Below are 19925 nucleotides of genomic sequence, written 5' to 3'. Positions count from 1 at the left end.
GGCAACCCGGGCTCCCATGGGTGACGTACTGGTCGGAGCATGCTCCTGGACGGACCGCCAACTCCTCGCAAGCGGCTGGTATCCGCGCGGGCGACGGGACGCCGAGGGGCGGCTGCGGCACTACGCCTCGCGGCTGCCCGTCGTCGAAGTGGACGCCGGGTACTATGCGTTGCCGAGCCGGCGCAACAGCGAGCTGTGGGTGGAGCGTACGCCGGAGGGCTTCCGGTTCGACGTCAAGGCCTTCTCCCTGCTGACCGGCCACCCCACGCGCGCGGCGGCCCTGCCCGCGGACCTGCGCGGAGCCGACCCGGGCCCGCTGAGGCGCGGGCAGGCGAGTGAGGGCCTGCTGGACGAGGTGTGGGGGCGCTTCGCCGAGGCGGTCGAGCCGCTGCGCAAGGCCGGGCGGCTCGGCACCGTGCTGTTCCAGTTCCCGCCGTGGTTCGCACCGGGTGCCCCGGCCGAGGCGACGCTCGAAGCGTGCGCCCTGCGCACGGAGGGCTGGCCGCTCGCCGTGGAGTTCCGCCATCCGGGGTGGTGGGAGCCGCGACGGGCGGACGCCACCCACGCGCTGCTGTCCGGCCTGGGCGCGTCGGCCGTCGGCACCGACATGGCCCAGGGCATGCCCGCGTCGCTGCCGCCCATCGCCCCGGTGACCCGTCCCGGCCTCGCCGTCGTACGGTTCCACGGCCGCAGCACGGCCTGGGGGAGGGGCAGCAAGGAGGACCGCTTCCGGTACGACTACGACGTCGCCGAACTCGCCGCCTGGGTGCCCCGGTTGCGGCGCGCCGCCCGGCGGACGGACGAGCTGCACGTGCTGTTCAACAACTGCTGCGCGGACGCCGCCGTACGCGCCGCCGAGACCATGCGCGGGCTGCTCACTCCGCCGCGTCGCTGATCCCCAGCCGCAGGTGCTCCACGTGGTACACGGCCTGGTCGAGCAGCCCGGCCACATGGTCGTCGTGCAGCGCGTACACCACCGACCGGCCCCGCCGCTCACCCACCACCAGGCCCAGATTGCGCAGCAGCCGCAGCTGGTGCGAGCAGGCCGACTGCTCCATGCCGACCTCCGCCGCCAACTCGGTCGCGGGCAGCGGGCCTTCGCGCAGCCGGGCCAGGATCAGCAGTCGGGAGGGGGTGGACAGGGCCTGGAGCGTGGTGGCGACCTTGGCGACGTTGTCCGCGTCCAGACGCAGGCGTGCGGCGGCGTCCTGCGCGGTGGTGGCGGCTCCGTGACCCATACGGTTCATCCTACTCACCACACATGAACGCATGAATGAGTCTTCATCTGTTCCTGTATGGTGTGCCGCGTGTCCACCACGCTTGCCCCCACCCCGGTCCCCGCGCCCGTCCACCGGGCGCCCCGCAGCCGAACCCGCGTCCTCGCCCTGCCCGAGGCCCGCTGGGCGCTGGCGTCCCTCGTCGCGTTCCTGCTGGCGTTCCCCCTCGACCTCGGCGGCGCCCCCGCCTGGACGTACGGCCCGCTCTACGCGGTCGCCTACGCCGCCGGCGGCTGGGAGCCCGCGCTGGAGGGCCTGCGGGCGCTGCGCGAGAAGACCCTGGACGTCGACCTGCTGATGATCGTCGCGGCCCTCGGCGCCGCGTCCATCGGGCAGGTCCTCGACGGCGCCCTGCTGATCGTCATCTTCGCCACCTCCGGCGCCCTGGAGGCCCTGGCCACCGCCCGCACCGCCGACTCCGTGCGCGGCCTGCTCGACCTCGCGCCCACCACCGCGACCCGCGTGCGAGGGGACCGCGAGGAGACCGTCCCGACCGCCGACCTCGCCGTCGGCGACCTGCTCCTGGTCCGGCCGGGGGAGCGGATCGGCGCCGACGGCTCGGTCGTCGACGGCGCCGGCGAGGTCGACCAGGCCACCATCACCGGCGAGTCCGTCCCCGTCCTCAAGCGCCCCGGCGACGACGTCTTCGCCGGCACCCTCAACGGCACCGGAGCCCTGCGCGTCCGCGTCGAACGCGACCCCGCCGACTCGGTCATCGCCCGCATCGTCACCCTCGTCGAGGAGGCGTCCCGCACCAAGGCGCCCACGCAGCTGTTCATCGAGAAGATCGAGCAGCGCTACGCGGTCGGCATCGTCGTCGCCACCCTCGCGGTCTTCGGCATCCCGCTCGCCTTCGGCGCCGACCTCACGGACGCCCTGCTGCGCGCCATGACCTTCATGATCGTCGCCTCGCCCTGCGCGGTCGTCCTCGCGACGATGCCGCCCCTGCTGTCCGCCATCGCCAACGCCGGCCGGCACGGCGTCCTGGTGAAGTCGGCGGTCGCGATGGAACGCCTCGGCGAGATCGACGCCGTCGCCCTCGACAAGACCGGCACCCTCACCGAGGGCACCCCCGAGGTGACCGCCGTACGCCCGCTGCCCGGCTCCGGCCTCGACGAGGACGCCCTCCTCGCACTCGCCGCCGCCGCCGAGCACCCCAGCGAGCACCCGCTGGCCCGCGCGATCGTGGCCGCCGCCCGCGCACGCGGACTGCGCATCGCGCCCGCCGAGGACTTCACCGCGACTCCCGGGCTCGGCGTCACCGCGGTCGTCGACGGCCACGAGGTGCACGTCGGCCGCGCCCAGCAGCCCGAGGGCGCCGAGACCACCGTCCGGGTCACCCGCGACGGCACCCCTGTCGGCACCCTCGCCCTCACCGACCGCCTCCGCGCCGACGCCGCCCCGGCCGCCGCCGCGCTCACCGCCCTCACCGGCACCGCCGCCACCCTGCTCACCGGCGACAACGCGCCCGCCGCGGCCCGCGTGGCCACCGCGACCGGCATCACCGACGTCCGCGCGGACCTGCTGCCGGAGGGCAAGGTCGAGGCCGTACGGGAACTGGAGCGGGCCGGCCGCAAGGTGCTCTTCGTCGGCGACGGCGTCAACGACGCCCCCGCGCTCGCCGCCGCCCACGCCGGTGTCGCCATGGGCCGCGCCGGCTCCGACCTGGCCCTGGAGACGGCCGACGCGATCGTGGTGCGCGACGAGCTGGCGGCCGTACCCGCCGTCGTACGGCTGTCCCGGCGCGCGCGCCGACTGGTGCTGCAGAACCTGGTCATCGCCGGTACGTTCATCACGGTCCTCGTCCTGTGGGACCTGATCGGACACCTCCCGCTGCCGCTCGGCGTCGCCGGGCACGAGGGCTCGACCGTACTGGTCGGCCTCAACGGCCTGCGGCTGCTGCGCGAGTCGGCATGGCGATCCGGGTGATCAGGGCGATCAGGGCGATCGGGGCGCTCGGGGCGCTCGGGGCGACTAAGGCGATCCGGCGGAGCCCAGGAAGCGCGACGTCCATGTCGGATTTCCGCCAGCCCCGGATCGGCAGGTGGACCATCCTGGACACATGCAGACGGGAATGCACACCGACACCGAGCGCTGCGCGCGCGCCGTCCGGTCGAAGGACGCGCGCTTCGACGGCTGGTTCTTCACGGCCGTCCTGACGACCCGCATCTACTGCCGGCCCAGCTGCCCGGTGGTGCCGCCCAAGCCCGAGAACATGACCTTCCTCCCGAGCGCGGCGGCCTGCCAGCAGGCCGGGTTCCGGGCGTGCAAACGCTGCCGCCCGGACACCAGCCCCGGCTCACCGGAGTGGAACCAGCGCGCCGACCTCACGGCCCGCGCCATGCGGCTGATCGCCGACGGCGTCGTGGACCGCGAGGGCGTGCCCGGTCTCGCCGCCCGGCTCGGCTACAGCACCCGGCAGGTCGAACGCCAGCTCCTCGCCGAGCTGGGCGCCGGTCCGCTCGCGCTCGCCCGCGCCCAGCGCGCCCAGACCGCCCGGCTGCTCATCGAGACGACCCCGCTGCCGATGGCGGAGGTCGCCTTCGCGGCCGGCTTCTCCTCCATCCGCGCCTTCAACGACACGGTCCGCGAGGTCTACGCGCTCTCCCCGAGCGAGCTGCGCACCCGCGCCCCGAAGCACCCCCTTGCCGCCACCACTCCCGGCGCCCTCTCCCTCCGCCTCCCGTTCCGCACCCCGCTCAACCCCGACAACCTCTTCGGCCACCTCGCCGCCACCGCCGTACCCGGCGTGGAGGAGTGGCGGGACGGCGCGTACCGGCGCACCCTGCGCCTCCCGTACGGTCACGGCATCGTGGCCCTCACTCCCAACTCCGACCACATCGCCTGCCGCCTCACCCTCAGCGACCTGCGCGACCTGACCGTCGCCATCAGCCGCTGCCGGCGCCTGCTCGACCTGGACGCCGACCCGGCGGCCATCGACGACCAGCTGCGCGCCGACGCGCTGCTCGCGCCGCTGGTCGACAAGGCACCCGGCCGGCGCGTCCCGCGCACGGTCGACGAGGCGGAGTTCGCCGTACGGGCCGTGCTCGGCCAGCAGGTCTCCACCGCCGCCGCCCGCACCCACGCCGCCCGCCTGGTCACGGCACACGGCGACACGGTCGACGACCCCGAGGGCGGCCTCACCCACCTCTTCCCGTCGGCGGCGGCGCTGGCGGCGGTGGACCCCGAAACCCTGGCGATGCCCCGCACCCGCCGCACGACCTTCACCACCCTGGTCTCCCACCTGGCCGACGGCTCGCTCAACCTCGGCGTCGAGTGCGACTGGGCCGAGACCCGCGCCCGGCTCCTCGCCCTCCCCGGCTTCGGCCCCTGGACCGCCGACGTCATCGCGATGCGGGCCCTCGGCGACCCCGACGCCTTCCTCCCCACCGACCTCGGCATCCGCCGGGCCGCCGGGGAGCTGGGTCTGCCCTCGACACCGGCGGCGCTCACCGCCCGCGCGGCGGCCTGGCGGCCCTGGCGGGCGTACGCCGTCCAGTACCTGTGGGCCACCGACAGCCATCCGATCAACTTCCTGCCCGTGTGAGGAAACGCCGTGGTAACCCTGAAACAGCACACCGTCATCGACAGCCCGTACGGACTTCTCACGCTCGTCGCCGAGGACGGCGTCCTGTGCGGCCTCTACATGACCGACCAGCGCCACCGCCCGGCCGAAGAGACCTTCGGAGCGGCCGACGACGGTCCGTTCGCCGAGACGGAGGAGCAACTCACGGCGTACTTCGCCGGTGAACTGAAGGACTTCACCCTCGACCTGCGCCTGAACGGCACCCCGTTCCAACGCACGGTCTGGGACCAGCTGCGCGAGATCCCGTACGGCGAGACCCGCACCTACGGGGAACTCGCCGACGCCCTCGGCAACCCGGCCGCCTCCCGCGCCGTCGGCCTCGCCAACGGCCGCAACCCGATCGGCATCATCGTCCCCTGCCACCGCGTCATCGGCGCGAGCGGCGGCCTCACCGGCTACGGCGGCGGCCTGGAACGCAAGCAGCGCCTGCTGGACTTCGAACGGGGCTCGGCGCTCTTCTAGTCACCGGGCATCACCGGGAATCCCCGGGGGAGAGCGGGATCTCGCGCAAGGGCCGGCCGCCGTCCACGAACAGCCGGCCGCCCGGCGCCGGCGCGGCGGCCGTCGAGGGCGCCGACGCCAGCCGCGAAGACCGGGTCGAAGGGCCCCTCACCGGCTTCCGGACGAAGTCCTCCGCCGCGACGCACCGCACGCTCATACGACCCGAGGCGATCTACCGGGCCGAGCCGGCGAGTCGGGGCGAGAGCTCTCCTGCCCCGGACCGGTCGCCTCACTCACTCGGTGTGCCGAGGTGTGCCGACCCGGAGGCGGTTGCCGTCCGGGTCGCGCAGCTCGACCTCCCGCGCCCAGGGCGCCTCCTCGACCCGCACGCCGAACTCGGCGGCGACCGCGTCGACGTCGGCCACCCGCAGATACACCAGGGTGTCCGGCCGGGCGTCCCCGGTGTGCTCCGACAGGAACAGCCGCACCCGTCCGCGCGCGACCTCCACGAACGCCGGCAGGCCCGGCTCGAAGCGGTGCTCCCACCGCGCGGCGAAGCCCAGCCGCGCGTACCACCGCACGGCCGCGGCGGCGTCGGCCACGCGCAGGATCGGAATGACCTCCTCGTCCACCCGCTCAGTCACCTTCTCCGTCCTCCCCGGCGCCCAGCCCGCGCAGCAGCTCGGGCAGGGCGGTCCCGATCGGCTCCCGGACGACCTCGTCGGCGAGCTCGTCGTACGGGGTCGGTTCGGCGTTGACGACGACCAGACGGGCGCCGTGGTCGGCGGCCACGCCGGCCAGTCCGGCCGCGGGCTGCACCTGGAGGCTGCTGCCGACGGCGACGAACACCTGGCACGCCTTGCTGATGGCGGCCGCCTCGCCGAGCACCACCGGGTCGAGCCGCTCGCCGAACATCACGGTCGCCGGCTTCAGGATGCCGCCGCACTCCAGGCACGGCGGGTCGTCCTCGCCGGCCTCGACCCGGGCGAGCGCGTCCTCCATCGGCATCCGGGCGTGACAGCCGGTGCACACGCAACTCCGCGCGGTGCCGTGCAGTTCGAGGACCTTGCGGGCGGAGAACCCGGCGAGCTGGTGCAGACCGTCCACGTTCTGCGTGATCACCCGGACCGGCACCCCGGACCGTTCCAGCTCCGCCACCGCCCGGTGCGCCGCGTTCGGCCGGGCCCGCAGCGCCCCGGTCTCGCGCCGCATCCGCCAGGAGCGGCGCCGGATCTCCGGATCGCCCATGTAGTACTCGTACGTGACGAGTTTCTCGGCCTCCGGATCGCGCCGCCACAGTCCGTTCGGTCCGCGGTAGTCGGGGATGCCGGAGTCCGTCGAGATGCCGGCGCCGCTCAGAATGGCGACGAGGGGCTTGCTGGTCATGCGGTCGAGGGTAGGACACCGGGGTGCGCCCGGCGAAGGGTTATCGGTCGACCCGGAGGCCGTTCTCCAGCTCGGCCGTACCCGAGCCGTCCGCCAGGACGTCCAGGGCCGCGAGGACCCGGCCGTGCAGGGCGCCGAGCAGGTGATCGCCCAGTTCCCCGCGCGGCACCAGCCGCCAGGACAGCAGCTCCTCCTCCTGCAACCGGATCGCCTTGAGGTCGTCCTCGGTCAGGATCCCGCCGTCGTACAGGTACGCCACGATCGGCGGACGGCCCGGCCCGCTCACCCAGTCCACCGCGAGCAGCCGGCCGAGCCGCATGTCCAGCCCGATCTCCTCGACGGTCTCCCGCCACGCGCCCTGCCGCGGGGTCTCCCCGTCCTCCGACTCGATGGTCCCGCCGGGCAGCGCCCACCCTTCGCGGTAGTTGGGCTCGACGAGCAGCACCCGTCCCTCGGCGTCGCGGAAGAGAGCGGCGGCACCGGCGAGGACCCGGGGAAGCCCGGCGATGTAGGTGGCGTAGTCAGGAGTGGTCATCCCGAAAGCGTAACGAGGCCCGGCCACGCCCCGCCCCGGCCGTTCCAGGGTGCGGGCAGGGCATGACGGCGCGGCCGTCCTCCGGTTAAGGTCGCAGCGGCGCGACTGCCTTGACGTGCGCAAGGCTCGAAGAGCAAGGGGAGAGCAAGGTGGCTGACGCTGCAGTGGACGGGACCCGCCGGGTGCTCGTCGCCGCGGACAAGTTCAAGGGGTCGCTGACGGCCGTCGAGGTGGCCGAGCGGGTGACGGCCGGACTGCGCCGCATCGTGCCGGACCTCGCCGTCGAGGCGCTGCCCGTGGCCGACGGCGGCGACGGCACCGTGGCCGCGGCGGTCGCGGCCGGGTTCGAGCGCCGGGAGGTACGGGTCGCCGGGCCCCTCGGCGACGAGGTGACGGCCGCGTTCGCGCTGCGCGGCGACACCGCGGTGGTGGAGATGGCCGAGGCCAGTGGCCTCCAGCAACTGCCGGCCGGCGTCCTCGCGCCGCTGACCGCGTCCACGCACGGCTCGGGCGAGCTGCTGCGGGCCGCGCTGGACGCGGGGGCGCGGACGATCGTGTTCGGAGTGGGCGGCAGCGCGACCACCGACGGCGGCGCCGGGATGCTGGCGGCGCTGGGCGCGCGGTTCGTGCGCGGTGACGGGGAGCCGGTCGCGCCGGGCGGAGGCGGCCTCGCCGACCTGGCCTCGGCCGACCTGTCCGGGCTGGACCCGCGGCTCGCCGCCGTCGAGCTGGTGCTGGCGAGCGATGTCGACAATCCGCTGACCGGCCCGAAGGGCGCCCCGGCGGTCTACGGCCCGCAGAAGGGGGCCTCTGAGGAGGACGTGGAGGCCCTGGACGCGGCCCTCGCGCACTTCGCGAAGGTGCTGGAGGAGACGGCGACCGTCGGCGCGCGGGCGGCCGAGTACGCCGCCTCGCCGGGCGCGGGCGCGGCGGGCGGCATCGGGTTCGGCGCGATGCTCCTCGGGGCGCGGTTCCGGCCCGGCATCGAGGTGATGCTGGACGTGCTCGGCTTCGCGCCGGCGCTGGAGCGGGCGGACCTGGTGATCACGGGCGAGGGCTCGCTGGACGAGCAGACCCTGCACGGGAAGGCCCCGGCTGGTGTCGCCGCGGCGGCACGGGCGGCGGGCAAGGAGGTCGTCGCGGTGTGCGGGCGGCTGGCGCTGCCGGCGGAGGCGCTGGGGCGGGCCGGGATCCGGCGGGCGTATCCGCTGACGGATGTGGAGCCGGACGTGGCGAAGTGCATCGCCGAGGCGGGGCCGATCCTGGAACGGGTCGCGGAGCGCATCGCGCGGGACTTCCTGGCCTAGGGGCGTTCCGCCCCCGGACCCCCGCTTCGGCCCTGAACGGGCCTCGTCCTCAAACGCCGGACGGGCTGAGCGGCCTGGTGTGGCCGCCTTTGTCCCAACCGAGTCGGGCGGTGGGTGGGCATGCCGGGGGTCTGGGGGCGGAGCCCCCAGCAAGGCCCACACCAGCGCCGGGCGTGCACAAACAGCAGGACCCCGGACCCAACCCGGGTCCGGGGCCCCACTCAGCGGAGCGCTACGGCAACTGCGCCGCCCGCGCCTCCCGCCGGTTGTCCCTGAAGTTGTTCACCCTGCGAGCCGTGGCGAACAGGGGAATCACCGCGCCCATCACCAGCTGCAGCGCACACCCCGTCTGCAACAGCAGCTGTCCGCTCGGCGCGTCGAAGGCCCAGCCGGCCAGCAGACCCATCGACAGGACGATCCACGCCAGCATCGCCACCGCGAGGCGCCCCCGCGGCTTCGGGTACTCGACCCGGCTCACCATCAGCCATGCCGTGCCGAGGATGGCCAGCAGCGTCGCCACGAAGGGCAGCTCCAGCAGCACGATCGACACCACCGTCAGCGCCCCGAACGGCGACGGCATGCCCTGGAAGGTGCCGTCCTTGACGGTGACGCAGGAGAACCGCGCAAGCCGCAGCACCACCGCCAGCAGCACCACGATCGCCCCCACCGCCGCCACCCGCTGGTAGGCGTCGTCCGCGACCATGCCGTAGACGAGGACGAAGTACGCCGGCGCCAGCCCGAAGCTGATCAGGTCGGAGAGGTTGTCCAGCTCCGCGCCCATCGGCGAGCTGCGCAGCTTGCGCGCGACCAGGCCGTCGCACAGGTCGAAGATCGCCGCGCACAGCATCAGGATGACCGCGGTGGCCGCGCTGTGCCGGGCCATGCCCGACTCGTCGCTGCCCATGAGGTGCGGGATCAGGATGCCGGTGGTGGTGAAGTACACCGCCATGAAGCCGCACGTGGCGTTGCCGAGCGTGAGCGTGTCCGCTATCGACAGGCGGAGCGAGAGGGGCATCTCCTCCTCGTCGTCCACCTCGTCGGCCTCGGGCACCCACCCGGCCTGGGTCTGTGGATCAATCACGGTCAATGCGAGTCACCCCAGCCACCGTCTTCTGACCCACCTCGACATCCACCTCGACGCCCTCCGGCAGGTAGAGGTCGACGCGCGAGCCGAAGCGGATCAGCCCGACCCTCTCGCCCTGCTCGACCTTCGTGCCCTGCGGCACGTAGGGCACGATGCGGCGGGCCACCGCGCCGGCGATCTGGATCATCTCGATGTCGCCGAGCTCGGTGTCGAAGTGCCACACCACCCGCTCGTTGTTCTCGCTCTCCTTGTTGAAGGCGGGAACGAAGCCACCGGGGATGTGCTCGACGGACGTCACCGTGCCCGACAGGGGTGCACGGTTGACGTGGACGTTGAGCGGGCTCATGAAGATCGCGACGCGGGTGCGGCCGTCCTTCCACGGCATGATGCTCTGCACCACACCGTCGGCGGGCGAGATGACCCGGCCCTGGGTGATCTCGCGCTCGGGGTCGCGGAAGAACCACAGCATCCCCGCCGCGAGCGCGGTGGCGGGGACGGCGACGGCCTTGGCGGCGCCGGAGCGGCGGGCACGGAGGAGGCTGACGGCTGCGGTGGCGACGGTCGGCAGAAGCCACGGCGATGCTCCGCGCGCGAGGCGTACGCCGGCCAGGCTGTCGCGAGATGCAGAGGTTTGGCTGTGGGGCATGGATGACCTTCGTAGCGGATGATGCCGCACACTGACGGGGGACGGCGGCTTTCCGGCGATCGTAGCGGCTCTCCGCCGCAACTGGGTAAGCCAGGAAGCCGAGTCGGCGGCCGAACACTGCCTACGGGGTGTGACCTTCTTCTCCAAGAAAACACCCCGTATCCGGACATTTAACCCTGGAATCGATACTCTTCGAGCAGTCGGCGGCCGATGATCATTTTCTGGATCTCGGCGGTGCCTTCACCGATCAGGAGCATCGGGGCCTCTCGGTAGAGGCGCTCGATCTCGTACTCCTTGGAGAAGCCGTAACCGCCGTGGATCCGGAAGGCGTCCTCCACGACCTCTTTGCAGTACTCGGAGGCGAGGTACTTGGCCATCCCCGCTTCCAGGTCGTTTCGTTCGCCCGAGTCCTTTTTGCGTGCAGCGTTCACCATCATCGCATGCGCCGCCTCCACCTTGGTAGCCATCTCCGCGAGCTTGAACTGAATGGCCTGGTGCTGGGCGATCTGCTTGCCGAAAGTGTGACGCTGCTGGGCGTACTGGACACCCAGCTCGAAGGCACGCTGGGCGACACCGCAGCCACGGGCCGCGACGTTGACGCGGCCGACCTCGACGCCGTCCATCATTTCGTAAAAACCTCGGCCGGTGACGCCGCCGAGCACCCGATCGGCCGGAATGCGCAGGCCGTCCATGATGAGCTCGGTGGTGTCGACGCCCTTGTAGCCCATCTTGTCGATCTTGCCGGGGATGGTGAGGCCGGGGCGGACCTCGCCGAAACCGGGCTCCTTCTCCACCAGGAAGGTCGTCATCGACTTGTGCGGGGCCGTGCCGTCCGGGTGACCCTCGTCACTCTTCACCAGAACGGCCACCAGCGACGACGTACCGCCGTTCGTCAGCCACATCTTCTGGCCGTTCAGGACGTACTCGTCGCCGTCCTTCACCGCCTTCGACGTGATCGCCGAGACGTCCGAGCCCAGCGCCGGCTCCGACATCGAGAAGGCGCCCCGGATGTCCCCCGCGGCCATGCGGGGCAGGAAGTGGTCCCTCTGCTCCTGCGTGCCGTGCTGCTTGAGCATGTACGCCACGATGAAGTGCGTGTTGATGATGCCGGACACCGACATCCAGCCGCGGGCGATCTCCTCCACGCAGAGCGCGTAGGTGAGGAGCGACTCGCCCAGGCCCCCGTACTCCTCCGGGATCATCAGACCGAACAGGCCCAGTTCCTTCAGCCCGTCGACGATGTCCTGCGGGTACTCGTCCCGGTGCTCCAGCTCCGTCGCGACCGGGATGATCTCCTTGTCCACGAAGTCCCGGACGGTGGAGAGGATCTCCCGCTGGATGTCCGTGAGGCCGTGGGTCTGGGCGAGGCGGCTCATCTACTTCCCCTGTTCCTTCAGCTCGGGGCGGCCCGGCTGCTCGCCGCCGCGCTCCTTGATGTACGTCTCGGTGGGCACCATCACCTTGCGGCGGAAGACGCAGACCAGCGTGCCGTCCTGCTTGTAGCCCTTGGTCTCCACGTGGACGATGCCGCGGTCGCTCTTCGACTTCGACGGCCACTTGTCGAGCACGGTCGTCTGGCCGTAGATCGTGTCGCCGTGGAAGGTCGGCGCCACGTGCTTGAGCGACTCGATCTCCAGGTTGGCGATCGCCTTGCCGGAGACGTCCGGGACGGACATGCCGAGCAGGAGCGAGTAGATGTAGTTGCCCACCACCACGTTCTTGCCGAAGTCCGTCGTCTTCTCGGCGTAGTTGGTGTCCATGTGGAGCGGGTGGTGGTTCATGGTGAGGAGACAGAACAGGTGGTCGTCGTACTCCGTGACCGTCTTGCCCGGCCAGTGCTTGTACGTCGCCCCGACCTCGAACTCCTCGTAGGTGCGTCCGAACTGCATGGCCGTCACGCCTCCGGGATCTCGAACTTGCTGGTGCGCCGCATACCGGCGGCGCGTCCCTTGCCCGCGACGACCAGGGCCATCTTGCGGCTGGCCTCGTCGATCATCTCGTCGCCGAGCATCGCGGAGCCCTTCTTGCCGCCCGCCTCGGACGTGCAGTACTCGTACGCGTCCAGGATCAGCTCGGCGTGGTCGTAGTCCTCCTGGGACGGCGAGAAGATCTCGTTCGACGCCTCGACCTGCCCCGGGTGCAGCACCCACTTGCCGTCGAAGCCGAGCGCGGCGGCGCGCTGCGCGACCTCCCGGTAGCCGTCGACGTTGCGGATCTGGAGGTAGGGGCCGTCGATCGCCTGGAGGTTGTTGGCGCGGGCGGCCATCAGGATCTTCATCAGGATGTAGTGGTAGGCGTCCGCCGGGTAACCGGGCGGCTGCTCGCCCACGACCAGCGACTTCATGTTGATGGACGCCATGAAGTCGGCCGGGCCGAAGATGATGGTCTCGACGCGCGGGGAGGCCTGTGCGATCCCGTTGACGTTGTTCAGGCCCTGCGCGTTCTCGATCTGCGCCTCGATGCCGATGCGGCCGACCTCGAAGCCCATCGTCTTCTCGATCTGGGTGAGGAGGAGGTCGAGGGCCACCACCTGCTGGGCGTCCTGGACCTTCGGCAGCATGATGCAGTCGAGGTTCGGGCCGGCGCCCTCGACCACCGTCACCACGTCCCGGTACGTCCACTCGGTCGTCCAGTCGTTGACGCGCACGACGCGGGTCTTGCCGGTCCAGTCGCCCTCGTTGAGGAACTTGACGATGGTGTGCCGCGCCTCCGGCTTGGCGAGCGGCGCGCAGGCGTCCTCCAGGTCGAGGAAGACCTGGTCGGCCGGGAGGCCCTGGGCCTTCTCCAGGAAGCGGGGGTTGCTTCCGGGCACCGCCAGGCAGGAACGCCGGGGTCGCAGGCGGTTGACCTGGGGAGCGGGGCTGGTCATGCGGGGACCTCCAGGGGGTCGAGCTTGTTCGCTTTGCGGATCTCGTCGACGATGCGGCCGATGATCCCGGTGATGTCGAAGTCCTTCGGTGTGAAGACCGCGGCCACTCCGGCGGCCCGCAGTGCTTCGGCGTCTCCGTTCGGGATGATGCCACCGGCGATCACCGGAATATCTGTGGCACCGGCCACATGCAGCCGTTCCAGGACGTCCGGCACCAGTTGGGCGTGCGAGCCGGAGAGGATGGACAGGCCCACCGCGTGCACGTCCTCGGCCAGGGCGGCGTCCACGATCTGCTCCGGGGTGAGCCGGATGCCCTGGTAGACCACCTCGAACCCGGCGTCGCGGGCCCGCACCGCGATCTGCTCGGCGCCGTTGGAGTGGCCGTCCAGACCGGGCTTGCCGACCAGGAAGCGCAGCTTGCCGACGCCGAGGTCCTTGGCGGTCAGGTCCACCTTGCGGCGCACCTGGGACAGTGCCGAACCCTCCTCCGCGGGGATCGCGACCGGCGCCGACGAGACACCGGTCGGCGCCCGGAACTCACCGAACACCTCACGCAGCGCCCCGGCCCACTCCCCGGTCGTGACGCCGGCACGGGCGCACTCCAGGGTGGCCTCCATGAGGTTGTCGGTGCCCTTGGCGGCCTCCTTCAGCCTCTCCAGCGCCTTGCAGGGGCGCGGGTGGTTGAAGGGCGGCTGGTAGCGGGTGTCGCGCCAGTTCTGGAGCGAGGCGATGACGCGGGCCTCCACCGCCGGGTCGACCGTCTGGATCGCGGTGTCCAGGTCGGCGGTCAGCGGGTTCGGCTCGGTGCCCTCGAAGGCGTTGACACCGATGATCTTCTCCTGGCCGGACTCGATCCGGGCCCGGCGCTCGGCGTGCGAGGCGACCAGCTGCGACTTGAGGTAGCCGGACTCGACGGCCGCCATCGCGCCGCCCATCTCCTGGATGCGCTCGATCTCGGCGAGCGACGCCTCGACCAGCTCGTCGACCTTCGCCTCGACCACCTTCGAGCCCTCGAAGAGGTCGCCGTACTCCAGCAGGTCGCTCTCGTACGCCAGCACCTGCTGGATGCGCAGCGACCACTGCTGGTCCCAGGGCCGGGGCAGGCCCAGCGCCTCGTTCCAGGCCGGCAGCTGCACGGCACGCGCGCGTGCGTCCTTGGAGAGGGTGACGGCCAGCATCTCCAGCACGATCCGCTGGACGTTGTTCTCCGGCTGGGCCTCCGTCAGTCCCAGGGAGTTGACCTGGACGCCGTAGCGGAAGCGGCGGTGCTTGGGGTCCTCGATGCCGTACCGCTCGCGGGTGACGCGGTCCCAGATGCGGCCGAAGGCGCGCATCTTGCACATCTCCTCGACGAAGCGGACGCCCGCGTTCACGAAGAAGGAGATACGGCCGACCACGTCGCCCATCCGCTCCTGCGGCACCTGGCCGGAGTCGCGCACCGCGTCCAGCACGGCGATCGCGGTGGACATCGCGTACGCGATCTCCTGCACCGGCGTGGCGCCCGCCTCCTGCAGGTGGTAGCTGCAGATGTTGATCGGGTTCCACTTCGGGAGGTGGGAGACCGTGTACGCGATCATGTCCGTCGTCAGGCGGAGGGACGGCCCCGGCGGGAAGACGTGCGTCCCCCTGGACAGGTACTCCTTGACGATGTCGTTCTGGGTCGTGCCCTGGAGCCTGGTGACGTCCGCGCCCTGCTCCTCGGCGACGACCTGGTAGAGCGCCAGCAGCCACATGGCCGTGGCGTTGATGGTCATCGAGGTGTTCATCTGCTCCAGGGGGATGTCCTGGAACAGCCGGCGCATGTCGCCGACGTGCGCGACCGGCACCCCGACCCGGCCCACCTCGCCGCGGGCGAGGATGTGGTCGGAGTCGTAGCCGGTCTGGGTCGGCAGGTCGAACGCGACCGACAGACCCGTCTGGCCCTTGGCGAGGTTGCGCCGGTACAGCTCGTTGGACGCCTCGGCCGTGGAGTGACCGGCGTAGGTGCGCATGAGCCACGGCCGGTCCTTCTGACGCTCAGTCATGTGTGGCCTCCGCCGTCCTCAGATGTTCCGGAAGCGGTTGATGGCGTCGACGTGCTGGGCGCGCTTCTCCTGGTCGCGCACGCCCAGGCCCTCCTCGGGTGCCAGGCACAGCACGCCGACCTTGCCCTGGTGGGCGTTGCGGTGGACGTCGTGGGCGGCCTGGCCGGTGTCCTCCAGGGAGTACACCTTGGAGAGAGTCGGGTGGATCTTGCCCTTGGCGATGAGGCGGTTGGCCTCCCATGCCTCGCGGTAGTTGGCGAAGTGGGAGCCGATGATGCGCTTCAGGGACATCCACAGGTAGCGGTTGTCGTACTCGTGCATGTAGCCCGAGGTCGAGGCGCAGGTGGTGATGGTGCCGCCCTTGCGGGTGACGTAGACGGACGCGCCGAAGGTCTCCCGGCCGGGGTGCTCGAAGACGATGTCGATGTCCTCGCCGCCGGTGAGTTCGCGGATGCGCTTGCCGAAGCGCTTCCACTCCTTCGGGTCCTGGGTGTGCTCGTCCTTCCAGAACCTGTAGCCCTCGGCGTTGCGGTCGATGATCGCGTCGGCGCCCATCGAGCGGCAGATGTCCGCCTTCTGCTCGCTGGAGACGACACAGATCGGGTTGGCGCCGCCGGCCAGGGCGAACTGCGTGGCGTACGAGCCGAGGCCGCCGCTCGCGCCCCAGATGAGCACGTTGTCACCCTGCTTCATGCCGGCGCCGTTGCGGGAGACCAGCTGGCGGTACGCGGTGGAGTTGACCAGGCCCGGGGCGGCGGCCTCCTCCCAGCTGAGGTGGTCCGGCTTGGGCATCAGCTGGTTGGACTTGACGAGGGCGATCTCCGCCAGGCCGCCGAAGTTGGTCTCGAAGCCCCAGATGCGCTGCTCGGGGTCGAGCATCGTGTCGTTGTGGCCGTCGGACGACTCCAGCTCGACGGAGAGGCAGTGCGCGACGACCTCGTCGCCGGTCTGCCAGGCGTTGACGCCCGGGCCGGTGCGCAGGACGACGCCGGCCAGGTCGGAACCGATGACGTGGTACGGCAGGTCGTGGCGCTTGGCGAGCTCGCTGACCCTGCCGTAGCGCTCCAGGAAGCCGAAGGTCGACAGGGGCTCGAAGATCGAGGTCCACACCGAGTTGTAGTTGACCGAGGAGGCCATGACGGCGACCAGGGCCTCGCCGGGGCCCAGCTCGGGCAGCGGCACCTCGTCCAGGTGGAGCGACTTGCGCGGGTCCTTGTCGCGGGTTTCGAGGCCCGCGAACATCTCGGTCTCGTCCTTGTGCACGGTGATCGCGCGGTACGACTCGGGGAGCGGCAGGGCGGCGATGTCGGCCGGCGTGGAGTCGGTCGCCTGGATCGCGGCCAGGATGTCCTTCATGGTCACGGTGTTGCCTCCGGCGTCGAGCGCCCGTGAGGGAGGGGCGCTTGAGGGTTGCGTCGGTGCTGCTGAGGGTCGGTGAGGAGGTGCCGTCGGTTCGGCGGTGGTGCTGTTCGGCGGCGCTTTGTGGCGCGGAGGGTGCCTGTGACGCAGGCGCCGGGCACGCAGGCGATCGCTTGCGGGGACAGCCCGGACACCTTCAACGTATGACACCGCGTGTCACCCCGCAAGGCACTGAGTGCCAGAACCTGCTCTCAGATGAAATCTTTACCCGACAGATGAGCGATGATCGATCGAACGGGGGACGCGAGGACCGCTAAAAGGGGCATTGACATGCGAAAACGGCCACCCGGAGGGTGGCCGTCGTCACATGCGGGACAGGGTCGGTCAGCGCTCCTTGAGCGCCTGCTCGATGGTGCGCATGACCTCGTGCAGCGGCGCGTCGGTACGCGCGACCGTCACCAGCACCTCACCCTGCACGGAGGCCGAGGAGGCGCCGGCCCGCGCGGAGGACGCCGTGTCGCGCCCGGCGCCGATGCCCGTGCCGAAGGTCTTCCGTACGATCGCGAAGGCGTGGTCGAGCTGGGTCTCCACGTCCCCCTGCCCGCCCGCCCGCAGCCAGCGCCGCAGCACGTGGTTGTGTGCGGTGACCACGGCCGACGCGGCGACCTCCGCCAGCAGCGGGTCGTCGTTGGCGTCGTCGTCGTGCGCGTGCTCGTCGAAGTGGCCGAGCAGGTAGCGGGTGAAGAGGCGCTCGTAGCGGGCCACCGACGCGATCTCCGCCTCACGCAGGGTGGGCACCTCGCGCGTCAGCTTGTAGCGGGCGACCGAGATCTCCGGCCGGGCCGCGTACATCTTCATGACTTCCTTGATGCCCCGGCACACGGTGTCGAGCGGATGCTCGTGCGCGGGCGCCGCGTTGAGCACCGCCTCGGCGCGCACCAGGGTGTCGTCGTGGTCCGGGAAGATCGCCTCTTCCTTGGAGCGGAAGTGCCGGAAGAAGGTCCGGCGGGCGACCCCGGCGCGGGCCGCGATCTCGTCGACGGTGGTCGCCTCGTACCCCTTGGTCGCGAACAGCTCCATCGCGGCTGCCGCCAGCTCCCGGCGCATTTTGAGCCGCTGGGCGGCGGCTCGGCCGCCGGCCGCGCTCTCCGGCGCGTCGGGCGTAGCTGGTGTACGTGAGGACTTGGCGGGCTGGGACATGACCCGAACGTACTGCATGTGCGCGCAATCATGCGCGTGACCGGGGATTCCCCCGCCCGCGGAGGGCGGGGGAGACCCGGCGGGATCGAGCAGTCCGCCCCAGTCCTCCTCGGACCGGAACCAGTCGCCGGGACCCGACTCAGCGGCGGGCATACTCGCGGAAGCCGCGGCCCGTCTTGCGGCCGAGGCAGCCCGCGGCGACCAGGTGCTCCAGAAGCGGCGCCGGGGCCAGGCCCGGGTCGCGGAACTCGCGGTGCAGGACCTTCTCGATGGCGAGCGAGACGTCGAGACCGACCACGTCCAGCAGCTCGAAGGGCCCCATCGGGTAGCCGCCGCCCAGCTTCATCGCCGCGTCGATGTCGTCGAGCGTCGCGTAGTGCTCCTGCACCATCTTCACGGCGTTGTTGAGGTACGGGAACAGCAGCGCGTTCACGATGAACCCGGCCCGGTCGCCGCAGTCCACCGCGTGCTTGCCGACCTTGGCGCAGACCTCGCGGACGGTGGCGTGCACGTCGCCCGCCGTCAGCACCGTACGCACCACCTCGACCAGCTTCATGGCCGGCGCCGGGTTGAAGAAGTGCATGCCGATCACGTCCTGCGGACGCGAGGTGGCGCGGGCGCAGGCGACGACGGGCAAAGAGGAGGTGGTGGTGGCCAGCACCGCGCCCGGCTTGCAGACCTTGTCCAGCGTGGCGAACAGCTGCCGCTTCACCTCCAGGTCCTCGGCGACCGCCTCCACCGCCAGATCGACGTCGGCGAAGTCGTCGTACGTACCCGTAGGCGTGATCCGCTCCAGCGTCCGCGCGGCGGCCTCGGCGGTCAGCCTGCCCTTGTCGACGCCGCGCGCCAGGGACTTGCCGATCCGGGCCTTGGCCGTCTGCGCCTTCTCCGCGCTGCGGGCGGCGAGCACGACCTCGTACCCGGCCTTGGCGAACACCTCGGCGATGCCGGACGCCATGGTGCCCGACCCGGCGACGCCCACCGCGCGGACGGCACGGCCGGCCACCGGGCTGTCACCCGCGCTCGGGGTCAGCGCGTCCGGCACGACGACCGCGCTGCCCGGCGCCTCGTAGGTGTAGAAGCCGCGCCCGGCCTTGCGGCCCGTCAGGCCCGCCTCGCTGAGCTGCCGCAGAATCGGCGCCGGGGCGTGCAGACGGTCGTGGGAGGCGGTGTACATGGCCTCCAGGACCGTGCGCGCGGTGTCCACGCCGATCAGGTCCAGCAGGGCCAGCGGGCCCATCGGCAGGCCGCAGCCGAGCCGCATCGCGGCGTCGATGTCCTCGCGGGAGGCGTAGTTCGCCTCGTACATCGCCGCGGCCTGGTTGAGGTAGCCGAACAGCAGGCCGTCGGCGACGAAGCCGGGCCGGTCGCCGACCGCGACGGGCTCCTTGCCGAGGTCGAGCGCGAGGTTGGTGACCGCCGTGACGGCGCCCGGCGCGGTCAGCACGGAGGAGACCACCTCCACCAGCTTCATCGCCGGAGCCGGGTTGAAGAAGTGCAGGCCGAGCACCCGCTCCGGACGGGACGATTCGGCGGCCAGTCGCGTGACCGACAGGGCGTTGGTGCCGGTCGCCAGGATCGTCTCGGGGCGCACGATCCCGTCCAGCTCCCGGAAGACCTGCTGCTTGATCTCGTACGACTCCGGGGTCACCTCGATCACCAGGTCGGCGTCGGCCGCAGTCCGCAGGTCGGTGGAGGTGCGGACGCGGGCGAGGGCGTCGGCGCGCTCCTGCTCGGTGAGGCGCCCGCGCTCGACGGCACGGGCGGTGGAGGACTCCAGCGCGGCGACGGCCGTCGCGGCCTGCGCCTCGCTGATGTCGATGCCGACGACGTCGCGGCCGGCCCTGGCGAGGACCTCGGCGATGCCGGTGCCCATGGTGCCGAGGCCGACGACGGCGATGGTCCGGAGCGGGGACAGAGGGGTGTCGGACAGGGGAGTGGCCATCGCGGGACTCCAGGAATGAGGGTGACGACGGGAACACGCCCGGATGCGCCTGGGGCGCACCGGGTGCGTGAGGAATGGAGTGCGGGTGTTGCCGGGCTGACTCGCGCACACGCCCGGTGCCGTCGCTCAGGGCGTGCACACGCCCGCACGGCGGCGGTCTCCGACCGGCCCTGTCCCGAGGCCGAGTCGTACTGCGGTACCTGAATCCGGTACCGAACCGACTGCTCTCTGCTCTCACGACGGCCGCGTCACCAGACCGCCGCGAG

General features: G+C 71.7%; 18 protein-coding genes. 5 read left to right on the top strand and 13 right to left on the bottom strand.

Annotation, left to right across the window (positions count from 1 at the left end):
• Positions 1–16 precede the first annotated feature (16 nt).
• The gene (locus RI578_RS06945) at positions 17–895 is read left to right on the top strand and encodes a DUF72 domain-containing protein (protein ID WP_310870257.1); all 879 of its coding nucleotides are present in this window, start codon (positions 17–19) and stop codon (positions 893–895) included.
• Here RI578_RS06945 and RI578_RS06940 read toward each other — a convergent pair.
• Positions 876–1238, bottom strand: a complete 363-nt coding sequence (locus RI578_RS06940) for a metalloregulator ArsR/SmtB family transcription factor (protein WP_310870256.1) — start codon at positions 1236–1238, stop codon at positions 876–878. The genes RI578_RS06945 and RI578_RS06940 overlap by 20 nt on opposite strands.
• A 57-nt stretch (positions 1239–1295) precedes the next feature.
• Between RI578_RS06940 and RI578_RS06935 the strand changes: the two genes are divergently transcribed.
• The 3 genes from RI578_RS06935 to RI578_RS06925 all read left to right on the top strand — a co-directional run bounded on the left by RI578_RS06935 (position 1296) and on the right by RI578_RS06925 (position 5325).
• Positions 1296–3206, top strand: coding sequence for a heavy metal translocating P-type ATPase (locus RI578_RS06935; protein WP_310870255.1), 1911 nt, complete (start codon positions 1296–1298; stop codon positions 3204–3206).
• 133 nt (positions 3207–3339) lie between these two features.
• On the top strand, positions 3340–4824 hold the full coding sequence (locus RI578_RS06930) for an AlkA N-terminal domain-containing protein (protein WP_310870254.1): 1485 nt from the start codon (positions 3340–3342) through the stop codon (positions 4822–4824).
• A gap of 18 nt (positions 4825–4842) precedes the next feature.
• Positions 4843–5325 (top strand): methylated-DNA--[protein]-cysteine S-methyltransferase, encoded by a 483-nt coding sequence (locus RI578_RS06925; protein WP_310875690.1) that lies wholly within the window; start codon positions 4843–4845, stop codon positions 5323–5325.
• A 272-nt stretch (positions 5326–5597) separates the two neighbouring features.
• On the opposite strand, the gene RI578_RS06920 is transcribed toward RI578_RS06925, so the two are convergent.
• Genes RI578_RS06920 through RI578_RS06910 form a run of 3 tightly spaced genes read right to left on the bottom strand, consistent with a single transcriptional unit; the run spans position 5598 to position 7225 of the window.
• Entirely contained in the window at positions 5598–5936 is a 339-nt protein-coding gene (locus RI578_RS06920; RefSeq protein ID WP_310875689.1) for a glyoxalase superfamily protein, read from the bottom strand.
• A 4-nt stretch (positions 5937–5940) separates the two neighbouring features.
• Positions 5941–6690, bottom strand: a complete 750-nt coding sequence (locus RI578_RS06915; RefSeq protein ID WP_310870253.1) for a Sir2 family NAD-dependent protein deacetylase — start codon at positions 6688–6690, stop codon at positions 5941–5943.
• Positions 6691–6730: 40 nt separating this feature from the next.
• Positions 6731–7225 carry an NUDIX hydrolase gene (locus RI578_RS06910; protein ID WP_310870252.1) on the bottom strand — a complete coding sequence of 165 codons (495 nt, stop codon included), beginning with the start codon at positions 7223–7225 and terminating at the stop codon, positions 6731–6733.
• Positions 7226–7389: 164 nt separating this feature from the next.
• Between RI578_RS06910 and RI578_RS06905 the strand changes: the two genes are divergently transcribed.
• Positions 7390–8532, top strand: a complete 1143-nt coding sequence (locus RI578_RS06905) for a glycerate kinase (RefSeq protein ID WP_310875688.1) — start codon at positions 7390–7392, stop codon at positions 8530–8532.
• A 232-nt stretch (positions 8533–8764) separates the two neighbouring features.
• Here RI578_RS06905 and pssA read toward each other — a convergent pair whose 3' ends face one another.
• The 9 genes from pssA to RI578_RS06860 all read right to left on the bottom strand — a co-directional run bounded on the left by pssA (position 8765) and on the right by RI578_RS06860 (position 19659).
• Positions 8765–9583, bottom strand: coding sequence for a CDP-diacylglycerol--serine O-phosphatidyltransferase (gene pssA / locus RI578_RS06900; protein WP_310875687.1), 819 nt, complete (start codon positions 9581–9583; stop codon positions 8765–8767).
• Positions 9584–9605: 22 nt separating this feature from the next.
• The gene (locus RI578_RS06895) at positions 9606–10262 is read right to left on the bottom strand and encodes a phosphatidylserine decarboxylase (protein WP_310870251.1); all 657 of its coding nucleotides are present in this window, start codon (positions 10260–10262) and stop codon (positions 9606–9608) included.
• 170 nt (positions 10263–10432) lie between these two features.
• Entirely contained in the window at positions 10433–11638 is a 1206-nt protein-coding gene (locus tag RI578_RS06890) for an acyl-CoA dehydrogenase family protein (RefSeq protein ID WP_310870250.1), read from the bottom strand.
• Positions 11639–12151 carry a MaoC family dehydratase gene (locus tag RI578_RS06885; protein WP_310870249.1) on the bottom strand — a complete coding sequence of 171 codons (513 nt, stop codon included), beginning with the start codon at positions 12149–12151 and terminating at the stop codon, positions 11639–11641. It lies immediately after the preceding gene.
• A gap of 5 nt (positions 12152–12156) precedes the next feature.
• Entirely contained in the window at positions 12157–13131 is a 975-nt protein-coding gene (locus RI578_RS06880) for a CoA ester lyase (RefSeq protein ID WP_310870248.1), read from the bottom strand.
• The gene (locus RI578_RS06875; protein ID WP_310870247.1) at positions 13128–15155 is read right to left on the bottom strand and encodes a protein meaA; all 2028 of its coding nucleotides are present in this window, start codon (positions 15153–15155) and stop codon (positions 13128–13130) included. Before RI578_RS06875 ends, RI578_RS06880 begins: the two co-directional genes overlap by 4 nt.
• Positions 15156–15173: 18 nt before the next feature.
• Positions 15174–16511, bottom strand: coding sequence for a crotonyl-CoA carboxylase/reductase (gene ccrA, locus RI578_RS06870; protein ID WP_310875686.1), 1338 nt, complete (start codon positions 16509–16511; stop codon positions 15174–15176).
• Positions 16512–16898: 387 nt separating this feature from the next.
• Entirely contained in the window at positions 16899–17714 is an 816-nt protein-coding gene (locus RI578_RS06865; RefSeq protein WP_310870246.1) for a TetR family transcriptional regulator, read from the bottom strand.
• A 139-nt stretch (positions 17715–17853) separates the two neighbouring features.
• Complete coding sequence (locus RI578_RS06860; RefSeq protein WP_310870245.1) at positions 17854–19659, bottom strand: 3-hydroxybutyryl-CoA dehydrogenase; 1806 nt, start codon at positions 19657–19659, stop codon at positions 17854–17856.
• Positions 19660–19925: the final 266 nt, after the last annotated feature.

Source organism: Streptomyces sp. BB1-1-1, from assembly GCF_031597775.1.
In the GTDB taxonomy this organism is placed as follows: Bacteria; Actinomycetota; Actinomycetes; order Streptomycetales; family Streptomycetaceae; genus Streptomyces; species Streptomyces thinghirensis.
Note: the sequence above shows the minus strand (reverse complement) of the source record. Positions and strands in the feature narration are given on the sequence as shown.

Excerpts from the sequence above, each read along its gene's own strand:
- RI578_RS06895 (WP_310870251.1), bottom strand. The coding sequence starts at position 10,262 with ATGCCCCACAGCCAAACCTCTGCATCTCGCGACAGCCTGGCCGGCGTA.
- RI578_RS06915 (WP_310870253.1), bottom strand. The coding sequence starts at position 6,690 with ATGACCAGCAAGCCCCTCGTCGCCATTCTGAGCGGCGCCGGCATCTCG.
- RI578_RS06865 (WP_310870246.1), bottom strand. The coding sequence starts at position 17,714 with ATGTCCCAGCCCGCCAAGTCCTCACGTACACCAGCTACGCCCGACGCG.
- RI578_RS06875 (WP_310870247.1), bottom strand. The coding sequence starts at position 15,155 with ATGACTGAGCGTCAGAAGGACCGGCCGTGGCTCATGCGCACCTACGCC.
- RI578_RS06885 (WP_310870249.1), bottom strand. The coding sequence starts at position 12,151 with ATGCAGTTCGGACGCACCTACGAGGAGTTCGAGGTCGGGGCGACGTAC.
- RI578_RS06860 (WP_310870245.1), bottom strand. The coding sequence starts at position 19,659 with ATGGCCACTCCCCTGTCCGACACCCCTCTGTCCCCGCTCCGGACCATC.
- RI578_RS06940 (WP_310870256.1), bottom strand. The coding sequence starts at position 1,238 with ATGGGTCACGGAGCCGCCACCACCGCGCAGGACGCCGCCGCACGCCTG.
- RI578_RS06930 (WP_310870254.1), top strand. The coding sequence starts at position 3,340 with ATGCAGACGGGAATGCACACCGACACCGAGCGCTGCGCGCGCGCCGTC.
- RI578_RS06880 (WP_310870248.1), bottom strand. The coding sequence starts at position 13,131 with ATGACCAGCCCCGCTCCCCAGGTCAACCGCCTGCGACCCCGGCGTTCC.
- ccrA (WP_310875686.1), bottom strand. The coding sequence starts at position 16,511 with ATGAAGGACATCCTGGCCGCGATCCAGGCGACCGACTCCACGCCGGCC.
- RI578_RS06890 (WP_310870250.1), bottom strand. The coding sequence starts at position 11,638 with ATGAGCCGCCTCGCCCAGACCCACGGCCTCACGGACATCCAGCGGGAG.
- RI578_RS06945 (WP_310870257.1), top strand. The coding sequence starts at position 17 with ATGGGTGACGTACTGGTCGGAGCATGCTCCTGGACGGACCGCCAACTC.
- RI578_RS06935 (WP_310870255.1), top strand. The coding sequence starts at position 1,296 with ATGGTGTGCCGCGTGTCCACCACGCTTGCCCCCACCCCGGTCCCCGCG.
- RI578_RS06910 (WP_310870252.1), bottom strand. The coding sequence starts at position 7,225 with ATGACCACTCCTGACTACGCCACCTACATCGCCGGGCTTCCCCGGGTC.